Genomic DNA, 16,454 nt, shown 5'->3' with positions numbered 1-16,454 from the left:
CAAGCTGCCTGAGCTGCTCAACAGACAGGTTGCGCAGGTCCGCAGGAACACGGACACGGTCCAGCGCAGGAAAACGGCCAAAAGTGGGAATCGGTGACGCGGCGTTCTGGTCGGCCATGATCTCAGTTTCTCCGTTCGATCACGTAGTAGGCAAGATCCCGCAGCCGGTCGGCCTGTGCGCCAAAAGGTGCGAGTTCGGCAATCGCGGCTTCAGTTACGCGCGCGGCTTCGTTTCTTGCGCCATCAATCCCGAGAAGTGCCACAAAAGTAGACTTGCCGGAGGCCTCATCCTTGCCTGCGGTTTTACCCAGCTCTTCCGCTGTGGCTGTGGCGTCCAGCACATCATCCGCTATCTGGAACGCTGCGCCGATATTGGCACCGTATGCCCTGAGGCGCCTGCGCAGATCAGCCGAGGCCTGCCCCAGAATGGCACCGGCTTCTGCCGAATAACGGATAAGACAGCCAGTTTTAAGCGCATGCAGATGGCGGACTTCATCCAGCGGCAGAGCGCGCCCTTCGCCTTCCATGTCGATCATCTGCCCGCCAACCATGCCTGCGGCACCGGAGGCTTCAGCAAAACTCTGGATCAGGTCGATGCGCACATCCGCACTTGCATGCGTATGGGTTGCGGCAAGGATTTCGAACGCTCTGGTCTGCAGGGCGTCCCCGGCCAGAATGGCGGTAGCCTCATCAAACTTCCGATGCGTGGAGGGCTGGCCACGGCGCATGTCATCATCATCCATGGCAGGCAGGTCATCATGCACCAAGGAGTAGGCATGCAGCATTTCAACAGAAGCGGCCACTCTGGCGGACTGGCTTTCCGGTACCCCGAACAGGCTGGCGGCCGTAACCGCAAGGTAGCCGCGCAGGCGCTTGCCGCCCCCCAGAGTGGCATAGCGCATAGCATCTATCAGCCGCGCATCTCCTCCCTTTGTAGGTGGAAGCAGAGCATCGATCGTGCTTTCTATCACGCTCGCACGCGCGCTCATGTCCTGTTTGAGGAGCGCAGCATCAGTTGCGCGAATGATTGTGGTTTGCGTCGGCTCAGTCATCGACATCTCAGTCCATCGGTTTCATGTCCAACGACCCGTCGGACCGTTGCACGATCGCCTGCACGCGGGCTTCGGCTTCACTCAGCTTGGCCTCACAATGCTGCCGTAGGGCCGCACCGCGCTCATATGCCTTAATGGCATCTTCCAGCTTCATCTGACCGCCTTCCAAGCCGCGCACAATTTTTTCCAGTTCGGAAAGTGCGTCCTCAAAAGACAGCGAAGTGATGTTGTCCGGCATTGTGCGGGCGTCCCTATCCTTCATGAAGGGCAGCCAATAGCGCGAGAAGGGGCCTTCTGCCAAGCCTTGCTTGTCAATGACTGGCGGAATTTCAGCTATGACCGAAAATTATCCATCCTGCGCCCGCCGTTTGATCGTAAAGGCGAAAACCCCGTTTTCATCTGCAAAAGACACAAGCGCATGCCCGGTCTCCCTGCAGAAAACCTGAAAATCGGACACGGAAGCACGATCAGTCGCTAAAACCCGCAGACGCGCTCCCTCAGGCAGACCACGCAGAACACGATTGGCTTTGAGAACGGGGAGGGGGCAATTTAACCCCCTGACATCAAGAACAGTCTCACTCATGATCATACTTCATAATTCCGTACAGCACGTTCAGACTTTAAGCCTGTGCGGCCTGAAACCCGTAGCCACAACGTAGAGTTCCGCCGAATCCTTGCGGCTGGCGGGAGGTTTGGCATGACGCACGAGGGAGAAAGCCTGCTTGAGGATATCCAGCATGGCTTTTTCGGATCCACCCTGGAACACCTTGGCAACAAAGCCACCGCCTTCGGCCAGGATTTCGAAGGCAAAATGCAGAGCTTCTTCAGTCAGACCGATAATACGGATGTGATCAGTCGGCCCGTGTCCGGTTGTATTGGGCGCCATGTCCGATACAACAAGGTCAGCCTTGCCGCCCAGCATGGTTGTTAAGGTTGTGGCCATATCGGGGTCTGTAAAATCCCCTTCTATGATTTCGGCACCGGGCACAGGGTCAACCGGCAGCAAATCGACCCCGACCACCTGAGCAGCGCCACGCTTGACCAGCACCTGCGTCCACCCGCCAGGCGCGGCTCCCAGATCCACAACGCGCATCCCTGGGCGGATCAGACCGAACTTGTCATCAAGTTCAATCAGCTTGAACGCAGCGCGGGAACGCCAGCCCTGTTTGTGAGCCGCCTGAACATATGGGTCGTTCAACTGGCGTGCGAGCCATTTTTGCTGGGCTGTTGTCCTGCCGCGCGCGGTTCTGAGGGAAACCGTTTGCGTGCGCATCCGCTGCGGAGCATCAGCATCATCTTTTGCCTGCTTGCTGCCTGGGGTCGCGCTGCTTTTGCGCGCACGCCCGGGAACACGCAATGTGGAAGAATGCCCTGATGAACGGGGTTTCTTATCGCTCATAAACCTGTTGCCTGCATTAAATTCTGTGTGGAAAGAGCCTCCCGGGGATGAAGAGGTCGCGTAGAACGGCGTGACATCAGGGAGGCTTTGCGCAGCATGCGTAGAATCATGCCATCTCGTAACCCACGATCCGCAACAATAATATCCTGCATTGGCCATATATCGTGAATAGCTTCAAAAATAGCACAACCCGGGAGAACAAAAGGGGCACGATCCGGGCCAATGCACGGATGGTTTTCAATGCTGCTCAGCCCCATATCCCGCAACTTGCGCATAGCAATTCGCGCGCTGCTGGCTGGCAGCAATGACCCATCAACAGCGGCGCGCGCATACCGAGGAAGATTAAGGATAAGACTGGCAAGAGTTGTAACCGTTCCACTCGTGCCGATCAGCCGCACCTGATTGCGGCGGATCTCCGAACGGATGCGGTGAACATTTTCGAAGTCATTCAAGAATGTGCGGGTATAATCAACCATGGCGCGATAGCGCTCAGGCGTCAGGTCTTCCATCGGACCGAACTGCTCCGATAACGTGACCACACCAACCGGCAGACTGAGGTAGCCGATCAGGGATTCTGTTTGTCGTGCCGCATCGCTACGGATCCATGCAATTTCCGTAGAGCCGCCTCCAATATCAAACAGGAGGGCTCTGTTCCGGGGTAAGCCGAAACGGGGATTGTGTATCAGGTTGGCACAACTCTCGACCGCCAGACTAGCTTCTTCCCGGCCGGATATAATATGAATGTCAAAACCAGCTACGGCTCGAGCGCGCGTAATAAAGTCCTGCCCATTAACCGCGCGGCGACACGCCTCGGTTGCGACAGCTCGAAACATTCCCACCTTGCGTCGCGCCAGCCGATCCGCGCAAATTTGCAGCGCCTCGACCGTGCGGCCCATTGCATCCTCGCTCAGGCGACCAGTGTGATGCAGACCCTCCCCTAACCGCACGGTACGGGTGAAACTGTCCACCACCCTAAACCCCCCCGCCGTTTGGGAGGCAATCATCAGGCGGCAATTATTGGTACCCAGATCAAGCGCACCAAAGAGATCCGGTTCCCCATTCACGCTATGAGAGAGAGGGAAAAGCCTGTTGACCGAGGGGCCGGTCCAGGGAAGAGGGTGATCCATCTGTCCGGTCCTTGGTAACTGGGGTTGCACACATCTCTTCTTATTCTGGGGACCACATGGCTCGGGGACAAGATAAATATGCATCCCAAACAAAATTCTTTTGTTGAATAGGGTTGCAAGCCCAATATGACAGTGCTAGTAGAGCGTCACCGGCAAGGAAGTGGTGTTTTGCACTTCTAAAGCGTCGTCCTGCTGGGGGATAGTTTAGCGGTAGAACTACCGGCTCTGACCCGGTCAGCCCTGGTTCGAATCCAGGTCCCCCAGCCATTTTTTCTCCTGATTATACTATAGAGTGTGTGCTTAGGTTAAGGATCTAGCTTGTCTCAAGCAGTCTTAGCTCGCCGCATATTCGTGTGTTTTATTGCGGCATTTATCATGCCTTCATAATACCTCATTACCATTGACTTAAGATTTCATTAAAAATATGCTGGGTTCGTACGGAGCTGAGCCTAAATACGCAGCGCCGTGAATGGGTTGGGTTTATTTATCTACACATGGAATAAGTATAGCAAAGCATTGGCTAAGTTGATGCCAAGCATTCCTTCATGTTGCTGAGGCATTCAACCAAACCCATAAAATGCTCAACCGAGTGAAATTCTGTTAACAAACCTTAAACGCGCTTGATATTATCTAAAAATTATTCTTTTGTAGAACGAGGCAGCTAAATGAAAATCAGGTGGTGCGTTTGATATTCTAGCCCTGCGTCACAGTCGCAAAGGTGTTGGCTGGCGGTGTAGAGTTATTATTCGTGCATTTACAAGAGGTTTTGAGGTTATCATTACTCAAAATGATTACGCCTCAAGGTGTTCACCGCAGGGAGTATACTTGCGGATTCGTAATCGCTATAGAGGTCAATCACTATACTCTTATCATAATAACGCCTTCGTCCAGTATCACTGCATAGCCCTTTACGCATCCAAGGCTTAACAATGCTTGCTTCCGAATCTTGTACTCTTTCTCATGACGCAACGTTATATTTTGACATGCTTGAGCAGGCAGCCGACGGCGTTGTTATTATTAACCAGCTTAATCACATTGTATTTTTCAATACCGCTGCCGAACATCTCTGGGGCTGTCCCGCCAAAGACGTAATTGGTAAGAATGTGAATTGCCTTGTACCGTTTGAGCATCGCGCCCAGCATGATGGTTATATTAACCACAATAGAAATACTGGCATTAATCATATTGTTGGTACCTCACGAGAGGTTGTCTTCAGTCGCACCAATGGCGACTATGTTGCTGCTGAAATGTCGATTTCCACGGCTATAATCGGGCCAGACAAGCAGCGTTATTATATGGCTTTCCTTAAAGGCGTCACTGAGGAAAGTCATCGTAGAAAAATATTGGACCTCCAGAACCGTGTTTTCCATGAACTCTCAGGAGAATCTCCAGAGCAGGACATCGCGGACATGCTCTGCTCGGAGGCTGAGCAGCTTGTCCCTAATAGTGTAGCTGCCCTTTTACAGGTCAATTCTGAACAAAACCTTGAGATTCTCTCTGGGGAAGGGTTATCTCGCAGAAAAATTGCGATGCTGATGCGCGTTGTACTGACTGATGCGGATATCGCAGCACTCACTCAGGTTCCAGAAGAAGCACGTTCCATTGTCTGGGATGACACCGCTGGCAATGGACAGGAAAGCGAATTCCTGGATTGCTGGGCTTCAGCTATCTGCAACGGGGCAGGGGAGCTAATCGGTATTTTCGCCCTTTACTCGCGCAACCGGGATAAAATAACCAACTGGCCCCAAAAAATTGTCGCAGGGTGCGTGCCGTCCTGCGCGGCCATTATCGAGCGGGGCAAAACCCGCCTGCAACTGAGCCGCCTGGATCGTTATGACGCGCTAACGGGTTTACTGAACCGCAACGCGGTCACCACAATCCTGAAGGAAATGACGCTGCAAGCGGTTGGTGCTCCGTTTGCATTGCTTGTTCTGGATGTTGACCTTTTTCAGGACATCAACAACCTTATGGGGTATGATCAGGGGGATGCTCTTCTGCAGACCATGGCCCAGCGTCTTACCGCGCAATGCCGGAGTAATTTTATAACGGGCCGATTGGGTGGTGACGATTTTGTCGTTATTATCCCCAATGGGGATCATGATATTGCAAATGCGTTTGCTGACAGCCTGACATCCGCAATGCGCGAGCCGGTTGTTATCAATAATCAGGAAATAATCATCTCGCTGAGTATTGGTATCAGTCTGTACCCGGATGATGGTCTTGAGATCGAGCATATTCTGAACCGGGCTGAAATGGCCATGCTCGAAGCCAAAAAAACAGCCCGCAAAAGCTTCCGCCTCCTTGGGAGCATTGCGAATGATGATGTCCGTGCGCGTGTTATCATTGGGTCGGCCTTGCGCAAGGCCATTCAGGATTCTGAACTGGAATTGTTTTACCAGCCCCAGATCAGCATGAAAAACAATATGCTATACGGAGTAGAGGCACTCTCACGCTGGCATCACCTGACATTGGGTACTATTCCGCCCTCATGCTTTATTCCCATCGCAGAAGAAACAGCCCAGATTGAAGCTATTGGATTATGGTCACTGGAGGAGGCGTGTGTTCAGATTGTCAAATGGGATAAAATCGGGCTACATGTTCCGACTGTGAGCGTAAACCTATCTGCTGCGCATTTTAGTAATCCCAGCTTGACGGAACAGATTGTCAATCTGCTCGCGCGTTACAACCTTGCTGCCAACCGCCTGACAATAGAAATAACGGAAGGCGGTATGATGCAGCAGAACATTGAGACCATGACAACTCTCACTGCCCTGCGCGAGATTGGTGTTGGTCTATCCCTTGATGATTTTGGCACGGGTTTTTCTTCTCTGTCGCGCATTTCTCATCTGCCGCTGACAGAAATCAAGATTGACCGCAGCTTTATCATTAATTTCGAAAAAGACGTCAGTTCTCTTATCGTGACTGAAGCTGCGATCAATATTGGCAAAAGACTTGGTGTGCATGTTGTGACAGAAGGCGTAGAAGACATGTTTCAGGAAACACGTCTGCGCGCTATGGGCTGCGATGTCATGCAGGGATACCTGTTTGCCCGCCCCATGCCGCCAGGTGATCTTTTACATTGGATGCAGACCCGATCATCTTTTGCATCATAGGAATAAGATGCAAAAACAGACACCATTTATCTAAATTATTGAGAGCATCTACTGGCCAGGAGGATATTCCCAGCCAGAAAAAACCTCAGGAAAATATAAACAGGAGAAGAAAAATGAATAGCATCGTTAAAGAAATAAGACATGCACAAAGTCGTGCTCATGACTTTGCAGACCTGGAATACCGTCGCAAGTTCATGAAATTAACAGACAAGGACTGCGCCTCCATTCGTCTGATCAAAGATATTATTGATCGTGAATTGCCGATTGCACTGGATATTTTTTACGAACAGATTCGCAAAACTCCTGAGACAAGCAAGTTCTTTTCATCAGAAGCGCAAATGGCGCGTGCAAAACATGCCCAGCAGGAACACTGGAAACATATTTCTTCTGCTAATTTTGATCAAAGGCATGCAGAGAAAGTTTATACCATCGGCAATGTTCACGCGCGGATTGGTCTGGAACCGCGTTGGTACATTGGGGGTTATGCCATTGTTATGAACCACATAATCCGGAGTGTTATCTCGACCCTGGCACCCAAGCCAGGTTTATTTACAAAAAAACAGTCCATTTCCACAGAAGAAGTAGGGCAAGCTCTGGCAAGCCTGTGCTCGGCAGTCATGCTTGAAATGGATTTAACGATTTCCGTCTATCAGGAAGAAGCAGACAAAGCGCGCGAGAAATCACGTGATGAACTGATCCGGAAAGAGCAGACTTTTGTTGCGGACAGTTTTGGTATCATCCTGAGCGAAGTGTCCGAACGTAACCTGTCCCAGAAAATGGATAAGGAACTGCCCTCAGCTTACATCCCGATGCGTGATAATCTGAATGGTGCCATTGAATCCCTGCGTGAGACACTCGGGATTGTCAATAACACGACAGAAACAATCGACATTACGGCGGGTGAGATCAATAGTGCCGCTCAGGATCTGGCGCGCAGGACGGAACAGCAGGCTGTATCAGTGGAAAAAACGGCTTCTGCTGTTGAACAGATTACAGCAACAGTTACTTCTACAGCCACTCGAGTGACCGAAGCTAATGCTTTTGTAAATAACTGCCAGAATATTACAGAACAGTTTGGGGTTATGATCAATCGTGCAACGGCCGCAATGTCCGAGATCGAGAGATCGTCCGAGGCTATCAGCAAAATTACCAACGTTATGTCCAACATTGCCATCCAGACCAACCTGCTCGCACTTAATACCGGTGTGGAAGCAGCTCGTGCTGGCGAAGCGGGGAGCGGGTTCCGCGTTCTGGCGCAAGAAATTCGTGATCTTGCCAATCGTGCTGGGAATGCCTCTAAAGAGGTCAAGGAACTTGTGGAGACATCCCGTGGGCAGGTTTTGTCCGGCGTTTCAATTATGGAAGAAGCCGGGCATGCCATTAGCACTATTATCTCGAGCGTGGCGGATATTGGCGATCATTTGAAAGCCATAGCGGAGGCGGCATCCGAACAGGCTACGGCTTTGCAGGAAGTTAATAATGCAGTTTCCTCCATTGATCAGGGTACACGACAGAACGCAGCGATGGTGGAAGAAACTTCTGCGGCAAGCTCTGGTATGGCGCAACAGGCCCGTCGGCTCAAAGGTTTGCTGGACGAATTTACCCTGTCGTAATTTATTCACTACACAAAAAATAAAAAGGCACCTCATAACAATAATGAGGTGCCTTTTTATTACACATCATTCAATTGCAGAACCTTTTAATAAATCATATTAACCGCAAACTGCGGCGAAATTTTTACACCTGTATTATGACCTGCATAATAGATTGCAGAACCAACAATTACCCCAAAGCGAGGGCTCCAACTGTATTCCACAGCAGGGGCGAGCTGCCAGTCACCACTGCTGGACGCAATGCGGTTAACATATTTACCTGTAGCGTTGGAGCCCCATACGTGGGAACCATTCGCCCAGTCCCGCGCCAAATCCATTACCAGAACCCAGGAGTGGTTCAATCCATATTCCAGAGAAAAACCTGCCTGTCCGCTCATTCCGGGACTACCACGACCACGAAAGCCATTGCCCGTTCCATAACTGGTCATATCTTCCAGACGAGTAGAGGCAAGAGCATGGCGGAACCACCCCCATGTGCGTAAACGCAACGCATGGTTTCCATTCACAACATAAGTCGACTGCTCAGTAATAGCCATCCGGAAAACATACGCGCCCGTACCGTTACTGTCCTGTTTGTGCTGTAATTTATTATAATCCCCTGTAGGAAAATATACACCCGCGAAAAGGTTGAGCGCAGGAATATATTTTTTGGGATTGGGGTCTAGAAATCTCCATACCATATCTACTGGAAAATCCCCGAATTTGGGACCAGATGAATGTCCTTGCCCATGCTCCCAGCCATAATTCACCACCGTATGTGCCTGAATACTGATATGATCAGTAATCCCATATTTCCACATGGTAGAATTACTAAACGTCTGTTGCCTTGGGTGCTGTGGATGACTGCTACCATCCGATGCAAAATAACCCACTGGCTGTGTGTAGCTATAATAGGGTTCAATGCCAAGAAGGCCAGCATGAGCTTCTGCCCCGGAAGGAGAGACTAGAGAGCCTGTGTACCACTGATCATCTGCCGCATGCGCGGCTCCCGTATAAAATGTCAGCATGATACCAGATGCGGCAAGAAAATGCTGATAATTTATTTTTTTTATACTTATCATTTCTATGTTTCTTTTCCGCACTCAATACAGATTATGAGTTTCAATCCGTATAACATTGATTGGCAAAAAAATCCATACAATGTATAAATAATTTCAGATAGGACATTCATGTTATACTTCATGCGGAAATCGTAACAATCCGATATGGAAACTATTGTCAGGTTTATTATTTATAAACAATGAAAGAGTCACTTGACAGCCAGCCAGTCACAACAGAAATGTAAGCTTTGAAAACCAGAGAAGCAAAGTTCCCACCGCATGGAAATAACGAATTTTGTTAAAATGCTCCTCAATTCATGCCCGGAAATTGCCCTGTTTCTAGCCATTGCAATTGGTTACGCTATAGGAAAAATCCGCTTTGGCTCTTTCCAGCTTGGTGGGGTCGCCGGGTCTTTGCTTGCCGCTGTCGCGATCAGCCAGATTGGCATACACATTGATTCCGGCATCAAGGCCGTGCTGTTTGCACTCTTTATCTATGCCGTTGGTTTTCAAAGTGGTCCGCAGTTTTTCCGCTCACTGGGACGTCAGTCCATGCGTGAATTGCTCATGGCTGTTGTTCTGGCCGTAAGCGGTCTGCTGACTGTTGTAACGGTTGCCCGTATTTTCCATTTAGACAAAGGTTTGGCGGCTGGCATTGCCGCCGGTGGCCTAACGCAATCCGCCATTATTGGAACAGCCAGTTCAGCTTTGGAAAAAATTGGGCTTCCGCTGGCTCAGGTCCAGCAGATGCAGGGGAATGTCGCGGTTGGTTACGCGGTGACCTATATTTTTGGCTCTCTGGGCCCCATTATTCTTTGCGTCAATATTCTGCCGTGGCTCACAAAGCGTAGTATCCGTGAAGATGCCCTGAAGGCAGAAGCCGCGCAAATGGGTGGTGTTCATATTTATGCAGAAGGTGAACAGCCTGCTCTGCCAGAGCTTGTCGGGCGTATTTTTACCGTCGTCCAGAATGGGCAAACGGTTAGCCAAATAGAAACGCCAGCAGTTACCGTGGAGCAGATACGCCGCAATGGCAGCACTCTTGGTTTTGCACCGGATACCCGACTTGCCGCAGGCGATGCTGTTCTACTCTTCGGGCATAGGGCGGACGTTATTGCTGCAGGACAGGCTCTAGGAAAGGAAATACGCAACGCAGACAGCATGGATGTGACCATGGTGCGCCGCAACATTGCCCTGACCAACAAAGCATTTTTCGGTAAAACGGTGTCAGAATGTGTCGAGTTGCTGGCCGCGTCTGCACGGCATGGCGTTTACCTCATGGGCGTCAGCCGGAACGGAAAGCCCGCTCCCCTGAATGCTGATCTGCGCGCGATGTCAGGCGACATCGTTTCTCTTTATGGCGCCAGTCAGGACGTCCAGCGCGTTGCCGCCCAATTGGGGCCAATTCTGACCAACAGTATTAAAACCGACCTTGTTTTCCATGGCTGCGGTCTGGTTATGGGTCTGTTGATGGGGCTGGTGGTGGTACGCATGGGATCGGTTCCCCTGACTTTGGGTAGTGGTGGCGGGGCTTTGCTATCCGGGCTCTTATTTGGCTGGTACCAAGGTAAGCACAGCACAAAGGGCAATATGCCTTTGGCATCTTCAGCCTTACTGGTGGACCTTGGTCTTTCCGGTTTTGTTGCGGTTACTGGACTGCAAACAGGCCAGCAGGCTGTGGCAACCATTATCGAACACGGCGTTACATTATTCATGCTTGGTGTTGTTGTCACGCTTGTACCACTTATCCTGACCATGCTGTTCGGCCGCTACGTGCTCCGTTATGACAACACGGCCATTTTTGCCGGAGCCCTGGCTGGCTCACGCAGCGCCAATCCAGCTTTTGGCGAAGTCCTTAACAAAGCTGGCAATTCTGTTCCAACAACCCCATTTGCCATTACCTATGCCGTGGCAAATGTGCTGCTGACCCTTCTTGGGCCTTTGGTGGTTGCTTTTTCCTGATCCTGTTTTGCACTTTATGAAAGCGAGAACACGATGGCTATTGATTACGCCAAGTTCAAAGACCTTAGCCCGTTTGAACTGAAAGACGAACTCATTCGGCTGGCGTCCAGTCACACAGACCGTGCCATGCTGAATGCCGGTCGGGGGAACCCCAATTTTCTGGCCACACTTCCTCGTTCAGCTTTTTTCCATCTTGGACAGTTTGCCGTTTCGGAATCTGAGCTGTCATTTTCCTACATGACGGCCGGCGTGGGCGGTCAGGCACGTGTGGAAGGCATTGAAGAGCGGTTTGAACGTTTTCTGGCGGATAATCGGGACAAAAGCGGCATTTTCTTCCTGGGCCGGGCACTGAGCTATGTCCGTGATCAAATGGGACTTTCCGCTTCGGCCTTCCTGCACGAGATGGTTGAGGGTATCTTAGGGTGCAATTATCCAACCCCACCGCGTATGCTAACCATGAGCGAGCAGATCGCAGGGCACTACGTACTGCGCGAAATGGTAGGAAGCGCTCTGCCGGTTGAAAGCACGGATTTTTTTGCGACCGAAGGCGGCACCGCCGCCATGGCTTATATCTTCAACACACTCAAGCAGAATGGCTTGGTGAAAAAAGGAGATAAGGTCGCTATTGGTCTGCCAGTTTTCTCGCCTTACATTGAAATTCCGCAACTGGATGAATATGGGCTGGAAGTTGTTTCCATTCATGCCGACCCCAACATGAACTGGCAGTATCCTGCTGCTGAACTGGAAAAGCTGAAAGACCCGGCTGTTAAAATTTTCTTCTGCGTCAATCCCAGTAATCCGCCGTCTGTGAAAATGGATGACGCCTCGCTGGAGCTGATTGCATCCATCGTCAAAAACGATCGTCCTGACCTGATGATCCTGACAGATGATGTGTATGGCACCTTTGCAGATAACTTCCGCTCCCTTTATGCGGTGTGCCCGGCCAACACCATTCTGGTTTACTCCTTCTCCAAATATTTTGGAGCTACAGGCTGGCGTTTAGGTGTCATTGGCGTCCATAAAGATAATGCCATTGATGGACTGCTTCGTGCTCTTCCAGAGAACGTACGTAAAAATCTTGGGCGCCGTTATTCAAGCCTGACAACGGATACCAGCACACTCAAATTCATTGATCGCCTTGTGGCGGACAGTCGCGCAGTCGCTTTAAATCATACGGCTGGCCTTTCCACACCCCAGCAGGTGCAGATGGTACTCTTTGCCCTCTTTGCCCTGATGGATGAAACCAGTCATTACAAGGCCTCTCTCAAAGCGGTTATCCGCCGCCGGGAAGCAACGCTTTACCGCGAACTCGGTGTTGAACCAAAAGAAGATGCCAATGCGGTCGACTATTATACCCTGATCGATCTGGAAACCGTTTCCCGTGAACTTTACGGCAAAAAGTTCGCCAAATGGATGCTCAAGCGTGCAAGCACTGGCGAAATGCTGTTCCGCATAGCAGATGAAACCGGTATCGTTCTTCTACCTGGCGAAGGCTTTGGAGTGCAAAAACCCGCAGCCCGTGCCTCTTTGGCGAATCTGAGCGAATACCAGTACGCAGCCATTGGGCGTTCTTTGCGCAAAATGGCAAATGAATATTATCAGGAATTTTTAAAAAGCGACGCATAATGCCCAAATCTAAAGACAGGGACGATTTTTGCCCTGCTTTAGATAATACTTTTTAAATCATGGTGTGGTGCATATCTCTGCACCACACCATTTTTATATAATCTATTCATAATCAATATATCAATAAATAAACTTGGAATTGTATTTTACTTTTATATACCTAACGGATATGTCCGAAATAGATTCGGACCGTGCGGGGTGATCTGATGGATAAAGTATAATTTAAAAACGGACATGTATATGTCTATATTTATATAAATATAGACAACTGCGGTATCAGGCCCATTCCGACCCTGATTGGCATATTAAATATATACATTTTTGCAACACTTCTTTGTATTTATGCGTAAAAATACAAAAAATAGGCGGAAAAGCACACCAATGTGATCCTGATCAATGCTTTAATTTGCGAAGTATATATAGCAGATATAATACTATCGTTTCTTTACAAAACCGGGATGGTTCAGATGGCTCTGGGGCGCAGAGAATTTTTAAAAAGTGCAGGAACGTGCGTGGGGGGAGCCAGCGCCATTGCCCTTGGTTTTGCCCCGCCGCAGGCTTTTGCGCAGGAAACGCGGCAATACAAGCTGCTGCGCGCAAGGGAAACACGGAACAACTGCACATACTGTTCGGTTGGCTGTGGGTTGCTTATGTATTCTCTGGGAGATGGCGCAAAAAATGCCAAGCCCAACATCTTCCATATCGAAGGTGACCCTGACCACCCCGTAAGCCGTGGTTCGCTCTGTCCAAAAGGGGCGGGCCTGATAGACTTCATTCACAGCGAAGGCCGCCTGCAGTATCCTTCCTACCGTGCCCCGGGCAGCAAGGAATGGACCCGGATCACCTGGGACGAGGCGACCGATCGTATTGCCCGCCTGCTCAAAGATGATCGTGATAAAAATTTCATAGCGAAAAACGAAAAAGGCGAGACCGTTAACCGCTGGCTTAGCACGGGCATGCTGGCCTCTTCTGCTGCCAGCAATGAAACCGGGTTGCTGGATTTTAAATTTGCACGGTCAATGGGCATGCTGGGCATGGACTGCCAGGCCCGGCTATGCCACGGCCCCACCGTTTCCGCCCTGGGATCGACACTTGGGCGCGGGGCCATGACCAACAACTGGGTGGACATTAAAAACGCCAATGTTGTGCTGATTATGGGCGGCAATCCGGCTGAAGCACACCCGGTTGGTTTTAAATGGGTGATGGAAGCCAAAATCCGCAATGGTGCCAAGGTTATGGTTGTGGACCCGCGGTTCAACCGCAGTGCCGCTGTGGCAGATTTTTATGCCCCTATCCGTGCAGGCTCTGACGGCGCATTTTTGCTGGGGGTGATCAACTACCTCCTGACGCATGACCAGATTCAGCATGACTATGTTAAATCCTATACCAACGCATCGTTTGTCGTGCGTGAAGATTTCAGCTTCCATGATGGTCTTTTTAGCGGTTATGACGCTGAAAAACGGAGCTATGATAAATCTTCCTGGGCTTATGAACGTGACGCGCAAGGGTATGCGGTTACTGACCCAACTCTGCAGAACCCGCGTTGTGTCATCAATCTGCTGCGCCAGCATGCCGCACGCTATACACCCGATGTAGTGACGCAGATTACCGGCACGCCTGAAAAAGACTTCCTGCATGTCTGCGAAACCCTTGCGGCAACAAGCGCACGAGACCTGACATCAACCATCCTGTTTGCGCTGGGCTGGACGCACCATACCAACGGTACGCAGATCATTCGTACCGCCGCCATGATTCAGCTTCTGCTCGGCAATGTCGGCATGCCTGGTGGTGGCCTGAATGCCCTGCGTGGGCACTCCAACATCCAGGGCTTTACTGACCTCGGACTTCTGTCAGTCCGCCTGCCGGGTTATATGAACCTGCCCAAAGACAGTCAGCAGACGCTGGACTCCTACCTGCAAGCCGCAACACCTCATGCGGATGAACCGGGTCAGGCCAACTATTGGCACAATACGCCTAAATTCTTCATAAGCCTGATGAAAACCCTATGGGGTGATCACGCAACGCCCACAAACAACTGGGGCTACGACTGGCTCCCGAAATGGGACCGCAGCTACGATATGCTGGCCTATTTTGAAATGATGCATCAGGGCAAGGTTAACGGTTACATCGCACAGGGGTTCAATCCCCTTGCCGCCATGCCGGATAAAAACCGCATGCGCGACGCACTCTCCAAGCTCCGCTTCCTGATCACCATGGATCCGCTGGATACGGAAACTGCCAACTTCTGGCAGAATGAAGGTGCCTTTAATGATGTGAAGTCCGAAGATATCCAGACAGAAGTCTTCAGGCTGCCAGCCTCCTGCTTTGCAGAAGAAAACGGCTCTATCGTCAACTCCGCGCGCTGGCTGCAATGGCATTATGAAGGTGCCAGACCACCGGGCGAAGCATGGAATGATGGTCACATTATTGGCACCATTTTTACCAAGCTCCGGGCACTGTATGCAAAGGAAGGCGGGGTCTGCCCTGAACCTGTTCTAAATATGCAGTGGAATTATCGCGACCCCGAAGACCCAATGCCCGAGGAGGTCGCCAAGGAAGCCAATGGCTATGCATTGGCCGACATAACAGACGACAAAGGTCGGATTGTTGTACGCAAGGGTGAACTGCTCCCTGATTTTTCGGTTATGAAAGATGACGGCACTACAGCCAGCTACTGCTGGATTTTTGCTGGCTCATGGACCGAATCCGGTAACCAGATGGCCCGGCGTGACAATACGGATACAGGTTTGGGCACCACACCCGGCTGGGCGTGGGCATGGCCTGCCAACCGCCGTATTCTGTACAACCGGGCTTCACTCGATGTTCAGGGGCGCCCATGGGACCCCAAGCGGCAGATTATTGCTTGGGACGGGCAGCGCTGGGAAGGTGGTGATGTGCCGGATTACCCCGTAACCTCTCCACCCAATAGCGGCGTTGGGCCGTTTATCATGCACAGCGAAGGCGTTGGTCTTTTGTTTGCTGGTGGAAACAAGCTGGTTGACGGGCCATTCCCCGAACATTACGAGCCAACCGAAACCCCGGTTCTATCCTCTGCGCTGGGTAAAACCACGCTTCGGAACCCGGCAGCACGTTTTTATGCGGATGAAAAACCACGCATGGGTGATCCGGCCCAGTACCCATATGTGGCCACGACATACTCTATTACGGAACTGTTCCGGCACTGGACGAAACATTCCAGGCTGAACGCCATCATGCAGCCTGAGCAGTTTGTAGAAATTGGGGATAAACTGGCAGGCAAGCTTGGTATTGCTGCGGGCGATATGGTGCGCGTTTCCTCCCACCGAGGGTATATTGAGGCCAAAGCCGTGGTTACAAAAAGACTCAAGCGCCTGAGTGTCATGGGCAAAGATCTGGATCAGGTCGGTGTGCCTTGCCACTGGGGATTCAAGGGCGCGACCCGGAAGGGGTATCTGGCTAACACGCTGACTCCGGCCATCGGGGATGCCAATTCCCAGACGCCTGAATTTAAAGCTTTTCTTGTTAATGTTGAGAAAGTCTGAG

Annotated in this window: 11 protein-coding genes, 1 tRNA gene and 1 pseudogene; 7 read left to right on the top strand and 6 right to left on the bottom strand. The window is 51.0% G+C overall.

Features of this window, described 5'->3' with window-relative positions:
• Window positions 1–122: 122 nt before the first annotated feature.
• The 5 genes from PY793_RS03240 to PY793_RS03220 all read right to left on the bottom strand — a co-directional run bounded on the left by PY793_RS03240 (window position 123) and on the right by PY793_RS03220 (window position 3,578).
• Window positions 123–1,058 (bottom strand): polyprenyl synthetase family protein, encoded by a 936-nt coding sequence (locus tag PY793_RS03240; protein WP_275176651.1) that lies wholly within the window; start codon window positions 1,056–1,058, stop codon window positions 123–125.
• 1 nt (window position 1,059) lies between these two features.
• Entirely contained in the window at window positions 1,060–1,314 is a 255-nt protein-coding gene (locus PY793_RS03235) for an exodeoxyribonuclease VII small subunit (protein ID WP_173957829.1), read from the bottom strand.
• 84 nt (window positions 1,315–1,398) lie between these two features.
• Window positions 1,399–1,635 carry a sulfurtransferase TusA family protein gene (locus PY793_RS03230; protein ID WP_275176650.1) on the bottom strand — a complete coding sequence of 79 codons (237 nt, stop codon included), beginning with the start codon at window positions 1,633–1,635 and terminating at the stop codon, window positions 1,399–1,401.
• 30 nt (window positions 1,636–1,665) lie between these two features.
• Entirely contained in the window at window positions 1,666–2,451 is a 786-nt protein-coding gene (locus PY793_RS03225; RefSeq protein WP_275176649.1) for an RlmE family RNA methyltransferase, read from the bottom strand.
• Window positions 2,448–3,578: a Ppx/GppA phosphatase family protein gene (locus PY793_RS03220; protein ID WP_275176648.1), complete on the bottom strand. Its 1,131-nt coding sequence runs from the start codon at window positions 3,576–3,578 to the stop codon at window positions 2,448–2,450. Before PY793_RS03220 ends, PY793_RS03225 begins: the two co-directional genes overlap by 4 nt.
• A gap of 193 nt (window positions 3,579–3,771) precedes the next feature.
• Here PY793_RS03220 and PY793_RS03215 point away from each other — a divergent pair.
• The 4 genes and pseudogenes from PY793_RS03215 (at window position 3,772) to PY793_RS03200 (ending at window position 8,304) form a co-directional block, all read left to right on the top strand.
• A tRNA-Gln gene (locus PY793_RS03215) sits at window positions 3,772–3,845 on the top strand.
• Window positions 3,846–4,507: 662 nt separating this feature from the next.
• Window positions 4,508–4,846: pseudogene (locus PY793_RS03210) on the top strand (PAS domain S-box protein); the annotation flags it as partial.
• Window positions 4,847–5,107: 261 nt separating this feature from the next.
• The gene (locus PY793_RS03205) at window positions 5,108–6,691 is read left to right on the top strand and encodes a putative bifunctional diguanylate cyclase/phosphodiesterase (protein ID WP_275176698.1); all 1,584 of its coding nucleotides are present in this window, start codon (window positions 5,108–5,110) and stop codon (window positions 6,689–6,691) included.
• Window positions 6,658–8,304, top strand: a complete 1,647-nt coding sequence (locus PY793_RS03200) for a globin-coupled sensor protein (RefSeq protein WP_275176647.1) — start codon at window positions 6,658–6,660, stop codon at window positions 8,302–8,304. Before PY793_RS03205 ends, PY793_RS03200 begins: the two co-directional genes overlap by 34 nt.
• 86 nt (window positions 8,305–8,390) lie before the next feature.
• Here the strand turns inward: PY793_RS03200 and PY793_RS03195 are convergent, their stop codons facing one another.
• A complete protein-coding gene (locus PY793_RS03195; RefSeq protein ID WP_408744647.1) occupies window positions 8,391–9,365 on the bottom strand; it encodes a hypothetical protein in 975 nt (324 codons plus the stop codon).
• Window positions 9,366–9,623: 258 nt separating this feature from the next.
• Here PY793_RS03195 and aspT point away from each other — a divergent pair, with 258 nt between their 5' ends.
• From aspT to fdnG, 3 genes are all read left to right on the top strand, one after another.
• On the top strand, window positions 9,624–11,306 hold the full coding sequence (gene aspT / locus PY793_RS03190) for an aspartate-alanine antiporter (protein ID WP_275176646.1): 1,683 nt from the start codon (window positions 9,624–9,626) through the stop codon (window positions 11,304–11,306).
• A 33-nt stretch (window positions 11,307–11,339) separates the two neighbouring features.
• Window positions 11,340–12,932 (top strand): bifunctional aspartate transaminase/aspartate 4-decarboxylase, encoded by a 1,593-nt coding sequence (locus tag PY793_RS03185; RefSeq protein WP_275176645.1) that lies wholly within the window; start codon window positions 11,340–11,342, stop codon window positions 12,930–12,932.
• A 467-nt stretch (window positions 12,933–13,399) separates the two neighbouring features.
• On the top strand, window positions 13,400–16,453 hold the full coding sequence (gene fdnG, locus PY793_RS03180; protein ID WP_275176644.1) for a formate dehydrogenase-N subunit alpha: 3,054 nt from the start codon (window positions 13,400–13,402) through the stop codon (window positions 16,451–16,453).
• Window position 16,454: the final 1 nt, after the last annotated feature.

Origin of the sequence: Acetobacter fabarum (genome assembly GCF_029069195.1) — a bacterium.
Lineage (GTDB): Bacteria > Pseudomonadota > Alphaproteobacteria > Acetobacterales > Acetobacteraceae > Acetobacter > Acetobacter fabarum_A.
This window is presented reverse-complemented; position numbering and strand designations above follow the sequence as displayed.